The sequence below is a fragment of the Mesorhizobium mediterraneum genome (assembly GCF_002284565.1).
In the GTDB taxonomy this organism is placed as follows: Bacteria; Pseudomonadota; Alphaproteobacteria; order Rhizobiales; family Rhizobiaceae; genus Mesorhizobium; species Mesorhizobium mediterraneum.
Genome location: NZ_NPKI01000033.1, coordinates 161,762 through 179,489, shown reverse-complemented (window position 1 = coordinate 179,489; position 17,728 = coordinate 161,762). Strand labels below are relative to the sequence as shown.

Here is a 17,728-nt window from a genome sequence, read left to right as displayed (position 1 = left end):
AGCAGGCGCTGTCAGGCGCCCGACGGGGTCTCTTCCAATTCCGCAGCGGCGCTGGTGTGGATGGTCATCGTGTTGCCGCGCCAGTCGACGGCACCGCTGAGCCAGCCTCGCGCCCAAATGGCGGGAAGCATCACGTCCCGCGCAACCATCGCCGGGATCATGCGCAGCGACAGGTGCCAGCCCTTAGCCGAGGCGAGAGCGCATTCCGGCAAATACGCGACTACCAGCACGGCGATGGCGGTTGCCGACAGGCTGAAGCCGGCGCTGGCCGCCGCAATCAGCGCAAGCGCCAGCGGCATCGCCGCGCCGATCAGTATCTCGGGCGCGAAGAACAGGGGGAAGGTGACGCGGCGCAGGCGTGCCCAGCGGGCCTGGCGCGACCAGATTTCGCCGAGAGTGCGCAAACCGAGCGGCTGCTCAAAGGGCGAGGCGACGAGATTGACGCGCAGTCCGAGCCCGTTGACCAGCTTGGTCGCGGCGGCGTCCTCGGCGATCTCGGCGGCAAGCGCACGGATGCCGCCATTGGCGTCGAGCATGGGCTTGTCCCACAACATGCTCTTGCCCTGGGCAAAACCGAGGCCGATCACCTCGCCGGCATATTGCCAGCGCGCCTGTAGGGTGTTGAGGAATGCGCATTCGACCTCCGCCCAGAACCCGTCCGGCCGCGAGCCGATCGGCGTCGAGCAGACAAGGCCGGTGTCGGGCCGCCACGTCGCCATCAGATGCTGGACATAGTCCCTCGGCATCAGGACGTTGGAATCGGCAAGGATGACCCAGCGGTGGCGCGCGGCCTCCCAGCCCTTCACACAATTGTTGAGTTTCGGATTGCCGCTGATGCGGTCGTCGCCGACGAGCAGCCGGGCCGGCACGGCCGGAAAGCGGGCGATCGCATCGGTGATCGGCCTGACCACCGGGTCGTCGGCATGGGCGACGCAGAAGATGAGCTCATAGCGCGGCCAGTCGAGCGAGAAGACGCGCTCGAGCGTTTCCTCGGCAAACGGCTCGACGCCGCGCGACGGCACGACGATCGACACCGCAGGCGCCTTGCCGGCTGGCGGCGCGATCCTGCCAGGCCGCTTCAGCTTCAACGAAGCGAGCAGGATGCTGGCGAGATTGACAAGGAGCAGAGCTGTGGAAAGCAAGGCGGCTGTGACTGTCAGTTCCATCGATATCTGGTCACTCCAGAAAAACCGGCCGCATGGAAGCCGTTTTCAACAGTTCGACAGAATGCTGAGTCGCCCGGCCCTGCACACCATCATTGTCATGTGTCACTTAAATGACATTGTTCTTCGGCAGCTGCGCTCAAAGGAGTCGGACAACGCCAGAAAGCACCCGGTTGACCAAACCACGGAGAGCGTCGAAAGTTCCGTCTACATATTGTGGAGTAGTCTATGTACAGCGCCGTTACGCGCAACATCGAAGTACAGGTCAGGCCGTTCTATCTGGAGGATCGCTCCGATCCGTCGGAGAACCGCTATGTCTGGGGCTACCAGGTCACCATCGACAATCAGTCGGATGAATTCGTGCAGCTTCTGTCACGCTACTGGCACATCACCGACGGCACCGGCCGGGTCGAGGAAGTGCGCGGCGCCGGTGTTGTCGGCGACCAGCCCGAACTCAACCCCGGCGACAGTTATCAATATACATCCGGCTGCCCGCTCTCGACGCCGTCCGGCATCATGGTCGGCCACTACACGATGCGCAACAAGCGGGGCGAGACGTTTGATATCGCCATCCCCGCCTTTTCGCTCGACTTGCCGGGCACACGGCGGACGGTGAACTGAGAGAGAAAGCATCGGCCGTTCGCGCCGCCCCTCATCCGCCTGCCGGCACCTTCTCCCCGTAAAGGACGGGGAGAAGGGACAAGCTCCAGCGCCCCCCTCTCCCCGTCCTTATGGGGAGAGGGTGAGGGTGAGGGGCAGCGCCAACGCTATCCACTTTACTGTGCCGAGCCGAACTCCGCCGGATCGAAGTCATATTGCTTCGAGCAGAATTCGCAGGCGACGTGAATGCCGCCATCCTCGGTGCTGTCCCTGATCTCGTCGGCGGAGAAGCCTTCGAGGATGCCGCGGATCTTCTCCTTGGAGCATGAGCACTGGTCGGCGACCGGCACGCCGCCGAAGACATGGACGCCGTGCTCGTGGAACAGCCGGTAAAGCAAGCGCTCGGCGCCGATCGTCGGATCGATCATCTCCGTCGGCTCGATCGTTCCAAGCAACGCCAGCAGTTCCTGCCAGGAATTGTCGGCCGGATCGTGGATCTCCTCACGCGGATCGCCGTCGCCGCCCGGAAGGTCGGGCACGCGCATGCGTTCGGGCGATTGCGGCAGGAATTGCGCCAGAATGCCACCGGCACGCCATTGCTCGCGGGCACCGCCGACGCCGGGCGTCAACAGCTTGGCCACCGAGAGCCTGAGATCGGTCGGGATCTGCTCCGACTGACGGAAATAGGTGCGCGCGGCCTCTTCCAGCGTCTCGCCGTCGAGCTGGACGATGCCCTGATAGCGTTGCGTGTGGGCGCCCTGGTCGATGGTCAGGGCCAGGACACCGCTGCCGAGCAGCGTCTGCTGCGAGGTCTCGCCGGCAGACGTCAGCGCTTCCAGCCGGTCGGCATCAAAGCGCGCATAGGCGCGCAGAGCCTGCGGCGTGGAAAAATCCGCAACCAGCATGTCGACCGGCCCGTCGGTGCGGGTCTGCAGGATGAACTTGCCCTCGAATTTGAGCGAGGTGCCGAGCAGCACCGTCAGCACGCAGGCTTCCGCCAGCAGGCGGGCGACCGGCTCGGGATAGTCATGACGGCTGAGGATCGCGTCGAGCATCGGCCCGAGCTGGACGGTGCGGCCACGCACGTCGAGCGGGCCGACCTCGAAGGGCACGACATGATCGTCGCCGGCATAGCCGAACTCGCCGAGTTTGGGTTGATGTTCAGCCAATTGATGAGTTTCCAACATAACAAAGCTCCGGGGCGCGGCCATGCCGCCCTCCGGGGCGCATGCGTCGAAACGCGCTCGATTTGCGTGATGCGCCTGAGATAGGCACCACACATTGCCGGATCAAGGTGGGCCGGATCAAGGTGGCCCGGATCAAGGTGGCCCGGATCAAGCGCCGAGGCACCAGGCCAGAACCGCCTTCTGGGCGTGGAGCCGGTTCTCGGCCTCGTCGAACACCACCGAATGCGGCCCGTCGATGACCTCGTCGGTGACCTCCTCGCCGCGATGCGCCGGCAGGCAGTGCATGAACAATGCGTCGGGCTTTGCCTTCGCCATCAGCGCCGCGTTGACCTGATAGGGTGAGAAGACATTGTGGCCGCGGGCACGGTGCTCCTGGCCCATCGACACCCAGCAGTCGGTGACAACGCAGTCGGCCTCGTGGACCGCCTCCTCGGGCGAGCGGGTGAAATTCAACTTGCCGCCATGCGCCGTCGACCAGTCGACATGCTTCTGCGCCGGCTCGCTGCCTTCCGGCACGGCAACGTTGAGGTTGAAGCGGAACCGCGCCGAGGCTTCCAGAAGCGAATGCAGCACGTTGTTGCCGTCTCCGGTCCACGCGATGGTCTTGCCGGCGACCGGACCGCGATGTTCCTCGAAGGTCATGATGTCGGCCATCAGCTGGCAGGGATGGGTATCGTCGGTCAGCCCGTTGATGACGGGAACGGTGGCGTTCTCGGTCAGCTCCAGCAGCCGGTCATGCGATGTGGTGCGGATCATGATCGCATCGACATAGCGCGACAGCACCTTGGCCGTGTCGGCGATGGTTTCGGAGCGGCCGAGCTGCATCTCGGTGCCGGTCAGCATGATGGTCTCGCCGCCGAGCTGGCGCATGCCGACGTCGAAGGACACGCGCGTGCGCGTCGACGGCTTGTCGAAGATCATCGCCAGCACCTTGCCTTCGAGCGGTTTCGTCCGCTCGCCGGCCTTGAGCCTTGCCTTTCGCACGACGGCATCGTCCAGCATGAAGCGCAGATCGCCCTCAGAAACGGCGGAAAGATCGGTGAAATGGCGAAGGCTCATTTGGGGTCTTTCGACTGTTACTTCGCGGCAGCCGCGGCGATGGCGTCGGCCAGGCCCCGGGCGCCGGCGCGGATGCGGTCGAGCGCCTCGTGGATCTCGGCATCGGTGACGGTGAGCGGCGGCAGCAGGCGAAGGACGTTGTCGCCGGCCGGAACCGCCAGCAGATGCTGGTCGCGCAACGCCATGTTCACCTTGGTGTTGGGTGCGGCGCATTTCAAGCCGAGCATCAGGCCGGTGCCTCTGATGTCTTCGATGATATCAGGAAATTCGTCGGCGACACTCGCCAGCCCCTGCTTCAGCAGCAACGCCTTGCGCTGGACATCCTCCAGGAAGCCGTCTTCCAGCACCACGTCGAGCACGGCGTTGCCGACCGCCATCGCCAGCGGGTTGCCGCCGAAAGTGGTGCCGTGCACGCCAGCGGTCATGCCGACGGCCGCCTCGTCGGTGGCGAGGCAGGCGCCCATAGGGAAGCCGCCGCCGATGCCCTTGGCGACCGCCATGATGTCTGGGGTGACGCCAGCCCATTCATGCGCGAACAGTTTTCCGGTGCGGCCGATGCCGCACTGGACCTCGTCGAAGATCAGGAGCAGGCCATGTTGTTCGCAGAGCTGCCTCAACCGCTTCAGCGACTGCGTCGGCACCGGGCGGATGCCACCCTCGCCCTGCACTGGCTCGATCAGTATTGCGGCGGTCTCTGAAGTGATCGCCTTTTCGGCGGCGTCGATGTCGTCGAAGCCGACCTGATCGAAGCCTTCGACCTTGGGCCCGAAGCCTTCCAGGTATTTATACTGGCCGCCGGCGGCGATGGTCGCCAGCGTGCGGCCATGAAAGGCGCCTTCGAAGGTGATGATGCGAAAGCGCTCGGGATGGCCCTTGACGAAGTGGTAGCGCCGCGCCGTCTTGATGGCGCATTCCAGCGCCTCGGCGCCGGAATTGGTGAAGAACACCTTGTCGGCGAAGGTGGCGTCGGCCAACCGCTCGCCCAGACGGCTCTGCCCCGGAATCTCGTAAAGGTTGGAGACATGCCAGACCTTGGCCGCCTGCTCGGTGAGTGCCGAGACCAGACGCGGATGGCTGTGGCCAAGCGAATTCACGGCGACGCCGCCGCCAAAATCGAGATATCGCTCGCCCTTGTCGGTGACCAGCCAGGTGCCTTCCCCATGGTCGAAGGCCAGGGGTGCGCGGGTAAAGGTCTCGAAAAGCGCCGAACCGCTCATTATATGCGTCTCCGGTACCGGAAAATCAAAAAAGCCGCCAAAGCGGCGGCCTTTGCGGCTTATCGTGTTTTTCGGCCATGAAGTCAACGAAAACGTCGCGCAATGACGCGCGGCAAGCCCTCCAGCGAGGCGCCGGCTCATAAGCGACCGGGCAAGTTGGGGAAAACCGAAAAAACCGATTCGTGTTGGCCCTCGGACTCTTGTCACCGAGTCAGCGCATAAGGTAATTGTAGTCGAGAAATAACTAGATTTCGTGCGGCGGACCTAATCACCCGATATATGTGGTGTCTGCCCGGCGAAAGCCGGATCGTGGAAGGATTCCGATCGCCGCACATTTCAGCAGGAGCGCGGTCTCATGAATTGGACTGACGAGCGGGTCGAACTTCTTAGAAAATTGTGGTCGGAGGGACTGAGCGCCAGCCAGATCGCCGCACAGCTCGGGGGTGTCAGCCGCAATGCTGTCATCGGCAAGGTGCATCGGCTGAAACTGTCGGGCCGCGGACGCTCGACCGCCACGCCGGCACGCCAGAAGAAGAGCGTGCAGGGATCAACCGTCCAGAAATCGGTGTCGCGGGCGGCAAGCACAGCGCGGCATATCACCACGTCGATCGGCGCGACCGCGCTGCAGGCGCAATTCGACGCCGTACCGATGACGCGTCATTACGTCCGTCCGGTCGAGAACGTCGTTGTGCCGATCTCGCGGCATCTGCAACTCGTCGAGTTGACCGAGCGGACATGCAAATGGCCGAATGGCGATCCGCTTTCGGAAGAATTCCATTTCTGCGGCAACGACGCGGCCGAAACCGGACCCTATTGCAAGTATCACTCCCGCATAGCGTTCCAGCCGGCCTCGGAGCGGCGCCGCAGTCGCTGAGCGAATAGCGAATAGCGAATAGAGACGGATTGAGCCTCCGCGAGGAAGCAGCTTCATTTTCACCTATTCGCTACTCGCTATTTCCTATTCGCTCTCTTTCACAGCCAGCCGCTCTTGCGGAAGCGCCAGTAGAGAACCGAGCAGACCAAAACAATCGCTCCCAGCACGATCGGATAGCCATATTCCATCCTCAGTTCCGGCATGTCGTTGAAATTCATGCCGTAGATGCCGGCGAGCGCCGTCGGCACCGCCAGGATGGCAGCCCATGAGGCAAGCTTCTTGGTGATCGCCGTTTCCTGGCTCTGACCAACTAGAAGGCTCGCCTCGAAGGCAAAGGCGAGAACCTCCCGCAAGCTGTCGATCTTCTCCTGGACGGTGCGGATGTGGTCCGTGACGTCGCGGAACAGCGGGTGCATGGCCGCATGGATCTGCGGCAGGTCGGCGCTGGTCAGCCGGCGGCAGACTTCCACCAGCGGCAGTGCCGCATTGCGCAGGCGCAACAGGTCGCGGCGCAGCATGTAAAGCCGTTCTATGTCGGAGCCGGCCATAGGTTTCAGCAGAACCTTGTCCTCGATCGCCTCGACCTCATCCTCGATCTGCTCGAGCACCGGCATGTAGTTATCGACGATGAAATCGAGAATGGCATAGAGGACGAAATCCTCGCCCTTGGCCAGCGAATGCGGGCAGCTTTCCCAGTGCTGACGAACGGCGGCATAAGAGGTTGATGGACCGTGCCTGACGCTGACGATGTAGCCGGCACCGACGAACAGATGGGTTTCGCCGAAGGTGACACGACCGTCGATCAATTGAGCCGTGCGGGCGACGATGAACAAGGCGTCGCCATATTGCTCGATCTTGGGCCGCTGATGCGGATGCTCCGCGTCCTCGATCGCCAGATCATGCAGATGGAATTGCGCCTGGACGCGAAGCAACAGGTTGCGGTCGGGCTCCAGCAGGCCGATCCAGACGACATGGCCTGGCTTCTTTGCCCATTCGCCAGCTTCCTCGATCGGAATGTCGGCGATACGCCGGCCGGCCGTGTAGACGCCGGAAGCGATAATGCTGGACGTCGGCGGCGCAGGCATGAACTCCCGAACATATTCCATCGCAGCCTCCTGAAAGCATGGCCTTCACTAGGGAACTGAGAAGCTTAACGTCCGGATAGTTTAGCGCAGTTTCATAAAGCGTTCGAGAGGCCGAGCGAGATGAGTTCAGACGGGATATTCTCGCTTTGGCCGTTCATTTCGCGGGTAGCGCTCCCGGGAGAACAATCTTGTCTGTCTTGTCGCCCTTCGGCCGCTCGGCCGGCATCTGATCGCCGGTGACGATGTAGTAGATCGTCTCGGCGATATTGGTGGCGTGGTCGCCGATCCGCTCGATGTTCTTGGCGCAAAACAGCAGGTGCGTGCAAGGCGTGATGTTGCGCGGATCTTCCATCATGTAGGTCAGCAATTCGCGAAACAGCGAGGTGTACACGGCGTCGATCTGATCGTCGCGATCACGCACGAAGACGATCTTTTCCACCGAGCGCGACGCGTAGACGTCGAGCACTTCCTTGAGCTGCGTCAACGCTAGGTCGGCCAAGGCCTCGATGCCGCGGAACAGGCTGGTCGGCTGGCGTCCTTCTGTGACGGCAACCACGCGCTTGGCGACATTCTTGCCGAGGTCGCCGACCCGTTCGAGATCCGCCGAGATGCGGATCGCGCCGACGATCTCGCGCAAATCCGTCGCCATCGGCTGGCGCTTGGCAATGATGACGATCGCCTTGTCGTCGATCTCGCGCTGCCCTTCGTCCAGAACGAGATCATCACGGATGACCTTCTGGGCAAGGCCGGGGTCGGCGTTGACCAGGGCCGCGATCGCTTGTTCGACCATGCGTTCGGCATGCCCGCCCATCGCGGCGATGCGCTTCGACAGATATTTCAGCTCCTCGTCATAGGCGCTGACGATGTGCACGGACTGCATGGAAATGCCTTCCAGAGTGAGTCGTTTCCTCGAATCCCCGCTGATACGCTAGCCGGATGACAGAAAAAAGAAAAAACCCTTTAATACGTAGTGCGGCGCTAATGCGCCGGCAAATGAACCGAGAAGGCTGCGCCCTTGCCGACCTCGGACTTGATCGAGAGTCTGGCGTTGTGGCGCGTCAGGATATGTTTGACGATCGAGAGGCCAAGGCCGGTGCCTTTCTGGGTCCGGCTGTTTTCGACATCGACGCGGTAGAAGCGCTCGGTGATGCGCGGGATGTGCTCCTCGGGAATGCCGGGACCGAAGTCCCGGATGGTGACGTCGATGCCCGGTTCGGGACCGTCATCGCTGTGAGCAATCGTCACCACGACACGTCCACCCGATTGTCCGTATTTGCAGGCGTTTTCCAGCAGATTTTCGAAGACCTGGAAAAGTTCGTCGCGATCCCCGGGCACATCGAGCGGTCCTTTCTCGAAATCCCGCTCAATGGCAACGCCGTTTTCCCTGGCAAGCGGCCCGAGCGAATCGATGACGCTGTCGAGCGTCTGGCGGAGATCGACCTCGGTTCCCGGCTTTAGATAGGGTTTCATCTCCAGCCGCGACAGCGACAACAGGTCATCGATCAGGCGCGCCATGCGGCCGGTCTGGTTCTGCATGATCTGCAGGAACTGCTCGCGCGCCGCCGGGTCGTTGCGGGCCGGGCCACGCAGCGTCTCGATGAAGCCGGAGATCGAGGCGAGCGGGGTGCGCAGTTCGTGGCTGGCATTGGCGATGAAGTCGGCGCGCATCCGGTCGATCCGGCGCGCCTCGCTCTGGTCCTTGAAAACCAGCACATAGAGGTCGGTGCCGTGGCCGACTGAAGACGCACTCACCCGATAAGCCCGTTCGACCGGCAGCTTTTCGGTATAGTCGACGACATCCGAAGCGGCGGCCCCAGACAAAATACTGTCCAGCAAGGCCTGCATCTCGGGCGCACGGAATTTCAGCGACAGCGACATGCCCGGTGCGATGCCGCCGAAGGCGGCGAAGGCGGCGGCGTTGGCATGGACGATCGTGGCGGTGCGATCGAAGATGATCAGCGGATCGGCAACGGCCGCCGCCAGATATTCCCCCGACAGGTGTTGCAGTCCGCTCGCCTCGATCGCCGCGGCATCCCCGGCGGACTGGCGCGCAACGCCGGCCGGCAGCATCGCGGCGGCAAGCAGCAGCACCGCACATGCCAGCAGCACCACATAGCCGGCCGCGAAAACATAGACCGTCAGGACCGCGACGATGCCGGCCGCCAGCAGCCAGCGGCTGTTCCACAACCGACTGGCGACGGCTTGCGCCTTGCTTCGCTGTTCTGTGCCGATGTCAGCCATTGTCAGCCATTCACGCGCGCCGTGCGTCCAATTGGATGCACAAAGGACGCTCTGCCACTTTTAATCTGCTGCCTCGTTCTTTCCGAAAATCGATTCCGATTTTCGGGCCGATGCAGTTAGGCTCCCAATAGCATGAGTCCGGAAGCTGGAAAGGTTCGTCTCGATGAAAATACTCAAGGAAGATGCCGCGCCCGTTGCAGGCCCGCTGAAGATACGGATCGACGGCAAGGAGCTCGAGTTTGACATCGAGGATCCCAAGCTTCCCAATTGGGTCGAGGACAATAAGCTGACCGCCGGCGGCTACCCCTACGACAAGAAAATGAAAAGCGACGAGTACGACGAGACGCTCGAGCGGCTGCAGATCGAGCTGGTCAAGGCGCAGGCATGGCTGCAATCGACCGGCAAGCGGGTGATGTCGCTGTTCGAAGGACGCGACGCCGCCGGCAAGGGCGGCACGATCTTTGCGCTGCGCCAGTACCTGAATCCTCGAACCGCACGCAATGTGGCGCTGACCAAGCCGACCCCGACCGAGCTCGGACAGTGGTATTTCCAGCGCTATGTCGCGCACTTTCCGACGTCCGGCGAGTTCGTCACTTTCGACCGCTCCTGGTACAATCGCGCCGGCGTCGAGCCGGTCATGGGCTTCTGCACGCCGGAGCAGCATGAGAAATTCCTGGACGAGACGCCGTATTTTGAACGGATGATCTGCAACGAGGGCATCCATTTTTTCAAATTCTGGCTGAACATCGGTCGGGAGACACAGCTCGAGCGGTTTCACGATCGCCGCTGGAGTCCGTTGAAGAGCTGGAAATTCTCGCCGATCGACATTGCCGGCATCACCAAATGGGACGACTACACCAAGGCGCGCGATCTCATGTTCGCACGCACGCACGAGGAATTCGCGCCCTGGATCATCGTGCGGGCCAACGACAAGCGGCGCGCGCGACTTGCCGTCATCCGGCGTATCCTGTTGTCGCTTCCCTATGAGGGCCGCGACCTCGACACCATCGGCAAGGAAGACAAGAAAATCATCGGGGAAGGGCCTTCGTTCCTGGGAACACGGGCCTGAAGCACTGCCGCGCGCCAAAGACGCGCGGCACGATTCCGGACATTCTTGTCATTCTCCCGAGTGACTTCTCATGCCGCCAGCCGGGCAATCCGCTGCAGTCGCTTCAGCGTGGCATCGTCCTGCAAAGCCTGCTGAAACAGCGAAATCTCCTGGTCGATGCGATCGCAGAGCGCGCCTGTGTCGCCCTTGAGCAGGTCGCGCGTCTGCAGCAGCGCGGCGACCGGCTTTTTGGCGAGTTGCCTGGCTCTGCCAAGTGCGGCTTCCTCGACATCGCCCGCCACGATCTCCGTGACCAGGCCAAGCATCCTGGCGTCCTCGGCACTGAGCGTGTCGCCCAGGCAGAAGAAGCGGAAAGCGCCGGCATAACCGAGTTTCTGCGGCGCCAGGATGCTGGTCGCCGCGTCCGGCACGAGGCCGAAATCGACGAACGGCACCCGGAACGTGCTTTCATCAGATGCGATCACCATGTCGCAATGGAACAGGATGGTGCAGCCGACGCCGACAGCGCCGCCATCGACACAGGCAAGGACCGGTTTTGGAAACGTCGCCAGCGTGCGGAACATGTCGGTGACGGCGGCGATCAATCGTTGATGCTTGGTGGCGTCGAGGAACTCGGAAAAGTCGCCGCCGAGGCAGAAGCAGCCGGCGAGGCCGCGCAGCACCACGACGCGTACATCATCGTCGACGGCGGCTTCATGGAAGGTCTTGGCCAAGCTTTCATAGGCTCGCCTGTCCAGCACCGGCCGGCCGTCATCCGACGACACCGAGACGATCAGCGTATGGTTGCGGAACTCCGTTTGCGTGTGGACGTTCATGGTTGTCTCCAATCTCACGAGGCCTGCCTCATTCCGAGCCTGTCGGGATATCCCCTGGCCAGCACCGGCGCGAAATGGCTACGACGCGAACGCACCACCTCAAGCGTATGCTCGTTGAAGGTGAGCAGCGTGGCGACGACCTGCTGGTTGCCATAGGTGCGCTGGTAGCCAAGCGGCTTCGCCAGGAAGTGCAATTGCAGCGCCCGCAGGACCCACATCGGCTCGAACTCGATGATCACCTGATTGACGTTCCGCTTCAGCCCCCACTCGACGAAGCCGGCAATGAGCTCGGTGCCGACCGTCGATACGCCGCGCTTGCCGTCACGAAAGCCCGGCGCCACCGCATAGCGGGTCAGCTCCCAAACGTTCGGCCCGGACGGTGGCGTCCCTTCATAGAGGTCCGCCAGCACCTCGGTCAGAAGATGCGCCCGCGTTGTCGGCAACATCCGCTGATAACCGGCAAGCTCGCCGTTGCGGATGACGAGCTGATGCACCGCCTCGTCGTGGTCGAACTGATCGATCTCAAGCCCATCGGGGCGCTGCAGATCGCTCCACCCCATTTCCTCGACGAAAATCTTGTAGCGCAAGCGATGAACGGCCTCCCAAAGGTCGGGACGTTCCATAAGTTCCTGTGTGGTAAGGGAAAAAAGCATCTGCCGTCTCCTAGGTTCAATAGGAAGATACGGCCGGGCTGTCCCGAGAAAATTACGCGATCACGTAGGCAAGAATTTCTAGGCCGGCACGGCCGAGCTAGCTAATATAGCCGCGCCTTATCGCTTCCGCGACCGCCTGCACCCGGTTGACGGCACCGAGTTTGCTTTTGGCGTTAAGAAGGTGTTTCTCTGACGTGTGTTCCGAAATGCCGAGAATCTGTGAAATCTCCCATTCGGACTTGCCGACGGCGGCCCATTGCATGCATTCGCGCTCACGCGGCGTCAGTTCGACGTGGTCGATGGTCTTGGCCGCCATCGTGTGGAGTTGCATGGCGCGGCCGATCGCATAGGTCGCTGCCAGCGATACCTGCCCGAACTCGGCTCCCGACAGTTCCACGGCCTCGCCGCCGAGCGACACCATAACGATCTGACCGTCGAGCGTGACCAGCGGGAAGGCCATGCCGTCGCGCAGTTTGAATTCGCTGGCGTCGCCCATCACCTCGCCACTGCTCTTGTCGATGCGAATGCCCTGAGACGCTTCCCGCCACTGGAACGGCGCCTGCAGCTGCTTCATGTGACTGACGACGGGGTCATGGTCGACATAGTTGCGCGCCACATAGCGCTCCAGCCATTCTCCCGGCCAGTCACAGAGCAGCACATGGTCCTTTTGCTGGCCTCGCGGGGTGCCTGGCTGCGGAACCGTCCCGGCCATAAGCGCCGTCAGGCCGAACTCCGAGGTTATGCCAAGCAGTTTTTGGCAGACCGCCGCCGCTGTGTCGGCGTGCTGCAACTGATCTATGAATTCCAGTGTGCGATCGAAGTGGCCCATCGCAACATCTACCCCATGTTGCCTTCCGCGTTGAGATCAACGTCCAGTGCCTGATCTGCACTTTGCCATCGACCCCGGATTACAAACCTGCTCTCCTCTGCTTGCAGTGCCTTGCTCCCCTCCAGCCGACGCCGCACACGTTTGCAAACTCGCTAAACCATATCCCTAAATCGGCGTGATGAAATCAAAAACCGTTGTGCCTGCACCATTTTCGTACGAAAAGCCAATCTGGACAGAACAGGGCGGAGCTCCGGTCGTGGCAATTCGGTGGATATCCATCGTCCTGATGCTGGTAATGACGGGGGCACAGTTGCTCACGAGTGCGCGTGCCGCGGAGCCGCAAGTGCCGGTGCTGTGGGATGCCAAGGAGCGGCTGCCAAAGCCGGACCTTTCCGCACTGCCGCGTCTGAGATTCCTGACCACCACCGATTTCCCGCCCTTCAATTTCCTCGACGGGGCAGGCCGGTTGTCCGGCTTCCACGTCGATCTGGCGCGCGCCATCTGCGCCGAACTCGGCATCGCGGAAAAATGCCAAATCCAGGCGCTGCCCTGGGCCGAGCTCGAAGGGGCGCTGCAGAAGGGCGAAGGCGAAGCGATCATTGCCGGCATCGCCGCCACGCCGGAGTCGCGGTCGAAATATGCCTTCTCACGTTCCTACCTGCAGTTTCCGGCGCGCTTCATCATGCAGAAGACAAAGGCGCTGACGGAACCGATCTTCGACAGACTGCGCGACAAGCGCGTCGGCGTGGTCGCCAGTTCCGCGCATGAGCGGATGTTGCGCGATTATTTCGGCACCGTTCAGGTCGTTCCCTTCGACCGGCCGGAAGAACTCTATGATGGCCTCAAGGCCGGCAAGGTCGACGCCGCCTTCGGCGACGGCATGCGCTTCGCCTTCTGGTTGGGCGGTTCGGATGCAGCAGCCTGCTGCCGCTTTGCTGGCGGCCCCTATCTGGCACCCGAATATCTGGGCTCGGGCATGGCCATCGCCACCAGGGCCAACGATCCGGCGCTCGCCGCAGCGTTCGACTACGCGCTGCAGGAGATTTCGGTGAAGGGCATCTTCGCCGAATTCTATCTGCGCTATTTCCCGGTCAGTTTTTTCTGATCCGGCCCGGTCAGTTTTTTCTGATCCGGCCCGGCTTTTTCTGATCCGGTCCGATCAGCATCTTTTGACCCTTCAGTGCCTGGATCAGGTCAGCGTGCGAAGGCGGGCCTTGGCGGCACGGGCGATCGCGGCGACGGTCAGCGTATCGAGATCGAGCTGGCGGCGGATGAGCTGCAGCACCCGCACCTCTTCCATCCGCATTTCGAGATCGACGGCCGCGACCTCGAAAGCGGCGGCATAGGCGGTATCGTGGAGCCGCTCAGGCAGCGACTCGGCGACGCGCGCGAGGACGCCTTCCAGCCCGTCCTTTTCATGCAGCATCTGCTGGCAATCCTGGGCGACGCCAACGACTCGGTCGTGGTCGAAATCCTCGAACACCGGCCACGAGCGGACGACGTCGCCAATCCGCGCCAATTCGACATCGGTCATGTCGCGATCGGACGCGGAGGTGATAACCATCAGATAGATCAGGGCTTCATGCGGCGGCAACGACATTTGAAAACTCCTCGAACGGGCTCCGAAGTTAGGAACGAGGCACCAACGCCGCAAGGAAAAAGAGCCGCGATCGTTGACGCCCACGGCAGGCACGCCTAGAGACCGGTTGAAAAAACCTCTTCCGGCCCCCTTCTGCGGCGATGCCGGCGAATGATTTGGAAAACAGTGACATGGCGGGATCAAACATCATCGATCTCAATCCCGAGGTGCTTGCGGCGGCGGGTGAAAGCAAGGCCTGGCCGTTCGAGGAAGCCAGGAAGATCGTCGAGCGCTACAAAGGCACTGACTTTCCCGAGACCGTCCTGTTTGAGACCGGCTACGGTCCGTCGGGGCTGCCCCACATCGGTACTTTCGGCGAGGTCGCACGCACCTCGATGGTGCGCCACGCTTTCCGTGTGCTTACCGGAGACACGGTCAAGACCAAGATCTTGTGCTTTTCCGACGACATGGACGGTATGCGCAAGATTCCGGACAACGTCCCGGATCGCGCCGCACTCGAGCCGCACCTGCACAAGCCGCTGTCGTCCGTCCCCAATCCTTTCGGCGGCGACTATGCGAGCTTCGCAGACCACAACAACGCAATGCTTTGCCGCTTCCTGGACACGTTCGGCTTCGACTACGAGTTCGCCAGCGCGACGGAATACTACAAGGCTGGCCGTTTCGACGAAGTTCTGCTGCGCGCTGCCGAACGTTTTGACAAAATTATGGACGTGATGCTGCCGACGCTCGGCGAAGAGCGCCAGGCGACCTACAGTCCGTTCTTGCCGATTTCCCCCAAGAGCGGCCGCGTGCTTTACGTTCCCATGAAGCATGTCGACGCCAAGGCCGGCACCATCACCTTCGACGATGACGGCACCGAGACAACACTTCCCATAACTGGCGGCAAGGTGAAGCTGCAATGGAAGCCCGATTTCGGCATGCGTTGGGCGGCGCTCGGCGTCGATTTCGAAATGTTCGGCAAGGACCACCAGACGAATGCGGTGATCTACGACCGTATCTGCAACATCCTAGGTGGGCGGGCGCCGGAGCATTTCGTCTATGAACTGTTCCTGGACGAGAACGGCCAGAAAATTTCAAAGTCGAAGGGCAACGGACTGACCATAGACGAATGGCTGACCTATGCACCGACCGAAAGCCTCGGGCTGTACATGTACCAGCGGCCGCGGCAGGCCAAGAAACTCTATTTCGACGTCATTCCGAAGGCGGTGGACGAGTATTACGCCTTTCTGTCCGCCTATCGCCGGCAGGAGTGGAAGGAGCGGCTGGGAAATCCCGTCTGGCATATGCATGACGGTAACCCGCCTGTCGTCGACCTGCCGGTGTCGTTCGCGTTGCTGCTGAATCTGGTCAGCGCCTCGAACGCCCAGAACAGGGACGTGCTGTGGGGATTCATTTCGCGCCACACATCGGGTGTGACGCCAACGACCCATCCCGAGCTCGACCGGCTGGCTGAATATGCGATCCGCTATTTCGACGATTTCGTGAAGCCGGCCAAGGTGTACCGGGCCGCCGACGGGGTCGAGCGCGAGGCGCTGACGAAACTCTCCGAAGCGCTCGCCGCGTTGCCGCCAGACGCCGATGGCGAGGTGATCCAGAATGCCGCCCTCAACGTCGCGCGCAAGGTCGAGCGCTATCAGGACCATTCGAAGCAGAGTCCGGAAGGCGGGCCGGGCGTCTCCGTCGCCTTCTTCCAGATGATCTACCAGGTGCTGATCGGACAGGAGCGCGGCCCGCGCTTCGGTTCGTTCGCCGCGCTCTATGGCATCGCAGAGACCCGCGCGCTCATTCAGAAGGCGTTGGCTGGTCAGCTGGTGGCGTAGCCGTCGTCTCGGTTGGCGGCGTAGCCGTCGCCGACGGATCGAGAATCGGCTGCGTCGGTTGCGATGCGGCAGCGACAGGGGCTGGTGCCGGAGGCAGGCCGGAGAGACTGGGCGCCGGCCCGAAAATGCCCTTTCTCGCCGTACGCGCCTTGTCGCCGGCCTCGGCGTAAGGGCCGTTCTTGGTGGCGCGTGCCCAGCCGTTTTCGATCAACCACTGGCCGACATCCTGGTTGCCGACGCGGCATTCGGCGGCGACCAGGTCGCGGCCGCCCTCGGGCGGCACCGTGCAGACCACCGCCCGGCCGCGCAGGAAAGCACGGAACGCCGTTCGCGCCCGGGTGCCGCACGTCCAGGGCTTGCCGCCGTCGGTGCAAGTTTCGTCCTGCCTGACGATGTCGATACCGGAAATCGCGACCGAGTAGCCCTTGGCCTCGATCACTCCTGCGGCCGATGCAACCGGCTGGAACAGCTTTGTCCCGTTCCAGTCGTCGGGCATTTTCGTTTTGGGCGGCTTGGGCGGTCCGGCCAGCGCCAGCTCGCTCAACGGCGCGCGTGGCTCGACCCGTTCAAGCTCTTCGGACTGAAGTTGCGGCGGCGCGATGACCTCGGGATCGATGGCCCTGGAATGGACCTCCGGCCTTACCATCTTGGGTCGGGGAATCGCTGATGTAGCAGGCGCCTCGGATTGCGCCGCCATGCCGGCCTGCGCCCGAGCTGCGACACGGACGCTTTCGTCATGCTGCACGGCGCGGCCGCCGGCGACGATCGCGGCCCCTGTCACCAAAATCGTCAACACCGCAGCGGCTGCATGAAGCGGACGCACCGGCGGCCCCTTACTGGCTTGCCCAGACAATCCGCGCCACCCATTCGACATCGCGCATAGGAATGTCGCGGTCCGGGTGATCGGGATTGAGCGAGACCAGCATGATCGACTTCGCCGTCTGACGGTCCAGCACCTTGGCCATCACCTCGCCGGCATTGGTCTTGACGACAACCCGATCGCCCTTGCGGGTGGCAGCGCCCGGCTCGACGATCAGCACGTCGCCGTTGCGGTAGAGCGGCAGCATGGAATCGCCCTGGACCTGCAGCGCATAGGAGGTTTCGGTCGCCTGTGCCGGAAGCTCGATCAGGTCCCAGCCCTGCCCCGCCGGAAAGCCGGCATCGTCGAAGAAGCCGCCGGCGCCGGCCTGAGCGAAGCCAAGCAGCGGCACGGAAGACCTCTGCGCGGGCAGGGATCCGGGGCCGGGCTTGCCCCGGCCTTCGACCAGTCCCGTAAATTCGTCGAGCGAGGCGCCCGTCGCCTCGATGATCTTGGCCAGCGATTCGGTCGACGGCCAGCGCGGCCGCCCGTCCGAGGACAGCCGCTTCGACTTGTTGAAGGCGGTCGAATCGAGGCCCGCACGCTTCGCCAGCCCCGAGGCCGAAAGCGAATAGCGCTCGGCGAGAGCGTCGATGGCGGCCCATACGCGATCATGCGAGAGCACTTTTGCTCTCCTTCAGAACAGGAAAAAATACC

At 62.6% G+C, this 17,728-nt stretch carries 18 protein-coding genes; 5 read left to right on the top strand and 13 right to left on the bottom strand.

Features of this window, described 5'->3' with window-relative positions; genetic code table 11:
- Positions 1-11 precede the first annotated feature (11 nt).
- Positions 12-1,166, bottom strand: coding sequence for a ceramide glucosyltransferase (locus CIT25_RS26515; protein WP_095487999.1), 1,155 nt, complete (start codon positions 1,164-1,166; stop codon positions 12-14).
- A gap of 225 nt (positions 1,167-1,391) precedes the next feature.
- Here CIT25_RS26515 and apaG point away from each other — a divergent pair, with 225 nt between their 5' ends.
- Positions 1,392-1,784, top strand: a complete 393-nt coding sequence (gene apaG / locus CIT25_RS26510) for a Co2+/Mg2+ efflux protein ApaG (protein WP_095487997.1) — start codon at positions 1,392-1,394, stop codon at positions 1,782-1,784.
- Between the two features lie 155 nt (positions 1,785-1,939).
- On the opposite strand, the gene CIT25_RS26505 is transcribed toward apaG, so the two are convergent.
- The 3 genes from CIT25_RS26505 to CIT25_RS26495 all read right to left on the bottom strand — a co-directional run bounded on the left by CIT25_RS26505 (position 1,940) and on the right by CIT25_RS26495 (position 5,226).
- Positions 1,940-2,974 carry an Hsp33 family molecular chaperone gene (locus tag CIT25_RS26505; protein WP_095487995.1) on the bottom strand — a complete coding sequence of 345 codons (1,035 nt, stop codon included), beginning with the start codon at positions 2,972-2,974 and terminating at the stop codon, positions 1,940-1,942.
- 123 nt (positions 2,975-3,097) lie between these two features.
- Entirely contained in the window at positions 3,098-4,009 is a 912-nt protein-coding gene (argF, locus tag CIT25_RS26500; protein ID WP_095487993.1) for an ornithine carbamoyltransferase, read from the bottom strand.
- Positions 4,010-4,026: 17 nt separating this feature from the next.
- Complete coding sequence (locus CIT25_RS26495; RefSeq protein ID WP_095488084.1) at positions 4,027-5,226, bottom strand: aspartate aminotransferase family protein; 1,200 nt, start codon at positions 5,224-5,226, stop codon at positions 4,027-4,029.
- Positions 5,227-5,581: 355 nt separating this feature from the next.
- On the opposite strand from CIT25_RS26495, the gene CIT25_RS26490 reads away from it, so the two are divergent.
- Positions 5,582-6,100 carry a GcrA family cell cycle regulator gene (locus tag CIT25_RS26490; RefSeq protein ID WP_095487991.1) on the top strand — a complete coding sequence of 173 codons (519 nt, stop codon included), beginning with the start codon at positions 5,582-5,584 and terminating at the stop codon, positions 6,098-6,100.
- A 98-nt stretch (positions 6,101-6,198) separates the two neighbouring features.
- On the opposite strand, the gene CIT25_RS26485 is transcribed toward CIT25_RS26490, so the two are convergent.
- The 3 genes from CIT25_RS26485 to CIT25_RS26475 all read right to left on the bottom strand — a co-directional run bounded on the left by CIT25_RS26485 (position 6,199) and on the right by CIT25_RS26475 (position 9,426).
- A complete protein-coding gene (locus CIT25_RS26485; protein ID WP_095487989.1) occupies positions 6,199-7,206 on the bottom strand; it encodes a magnesium and cobalt transport protein CorA in 1,008 nt (335 codons plus the stop codon).
- Positions 7,207-7,339: 133 nt separating this feature from the next.
- Positions 7,340-8,065, bottom strand: coding sequence for a phosphate signaling complex protein PhoU (phoU, locus tag CIT25_RS26480; RefSeq protein WP_095487987.1), 726 nt, complete (start codon positions 8,063-8,065; stop codon positions 7,340-7,342).
- A 98-nt stretch (positions 8,066-8,163) separates the two neighbouring features.
- Entirely contained in the window at positions 8,164-9,426 is a 1,263-nt protein-coding gene (locus tag CIT25_RS26475) for an ATP-binding protein (RefSeq protein ID WP_095487985.1), read from the bottom strand.
- 163 nt (positions 9,427-9,589) lie between these two features.
- On the opposite strand from CIT25_RS26475, the gene ppk2 reads away from it, so the two are divergent.
- A complete protein-coding gene (gene ppk2 / locus CIT25_RS26470) occupies positions 9,590-10,495 on the top strand; it encodes a polyphosphate kinase 2 (protein WP_095487983.1) in 906 nt (301 codons plus the stop codon).
- Positions 10,496-10,563: 68 nt separating this feature from the next.
- On the opposite strand, the gene CIT25_RS26465 is transcribed toward ppk2, so the two are convergent.
- From CIT25_RS26465 to CIT25_RS26455, 3 genes are all read right to left on the bottom strand, one after another.
- On the bottom strand, positions 10,564-11,310 hold the full coding sequence (locus CIT25_RS26465) for an enoyl-CoA hydratase-related protein (RefSeq protein WP_095488082.1): 747 nt from the start codon (positions 11,308-11,310) through the stop codon (positions 10,564-10,566).
- A 14-nt stretch (positions 11,311-11,324) separates the two neighbouring features.
- Positions 11,325-11,963, bottom strand: a complete 639-nt coding sequence (locus CIT25_RS26460) for an acyl-homoserine-lactone synthase (protein ID WP_095487981.1) — start codon at positions 11,961-11,963, stop codon at positions 11,325-11,327.
- 97 nt (positions 11,964-12,060) lie between these two features.
- Positions 12,061-12,792 carry a helix-turn-helix transcriptional regulator gene (locus CIT25_RS26455; RefSeq protein WP_095487979.1) on the bottom strand — a complete coding sequence of 244 codons (732 nt, stop codon included), beginning with the start codon at positions 12,790-12,792 and terminating at the stop codon, positions 12,061-12,063.
- Positions 12,793-13,048: 256 nt separating this feature from the next.
- Between CIT25_RS26455 and CIT25_RS26450 the strand changes: the two genes are divergently transcribed.
- Complete coding sequence (locus CIT25_RS26450; protein WP_425351758.1) at positions 13,049-13,897, top strand: ABC transporter substrate-binding protein; 849 nt, start codon at positions 13,049-13,051, stop codon at positions 13,895-13,897.
- A gap of 84 nt (positions 13,898-13,981) precedes the next feature.
- Here the strand turns inward: CIT25_RS26450 and CIT25_RS26445 are convergent, their stop codons facing one another.
- Entirely contained in the window at positions 13,982-14,392 is a 411-nt protein-coding gene (locus CIT25_RS26445) for a tellurite resistance TerB family protein (RefSeq protein WP_095487976.1), read from the bottom strand.
- 170 nt (positions 14,393-14,562) lie between these two features.
- Between CIT25_RS26445 and CIT25_RS26440 the strand changes: the two genes are divergently transcribed.
- The gene (locus CIT25_RS26440) at positions 14,563-16,212 is read left to right on the top strand and encodes a lysine--tRNA ligase (RefSeq protein ID WP_095488080.1); all 1,650 of its coding nucleotides are present in this window, start codon (positions 14,563-14,565) and stop codon (positions 16,210-16,212) included.
- Here the strand turns inward: CIT25_RS26440 and CIT25_RS26435 are convergent.
- On the bottom strand, positions 16,175-17,035 hold the full coding sequence (locus CIT25_RS26435) for a thermonuclease family protein (protein ID WP_095487975.1): 861 nt from the start codon (positions 17,033-17,035) through the stop codon (positions 16,175-16,177). The two genes, CIT25_RS26440 and CIT25_RS26435, sit on opposite strands and share 38 nt — an antisense overlap.
- A gap of 10 nt (positions 17,036-17,045) precedes the next feature.
- Positions 17,046-17,696: a S24 family peptidase gene (locus CIT25_RS26430; protein WP_095487973.1), complete on the bottom strand. Its 651-nt coding sequence runs from the start codon at positions 17,694-17,696 to the stop codon at positions 17,046-17,048.
- Positions 17,697-17,728: the final 32 nt, after the last annotated feature.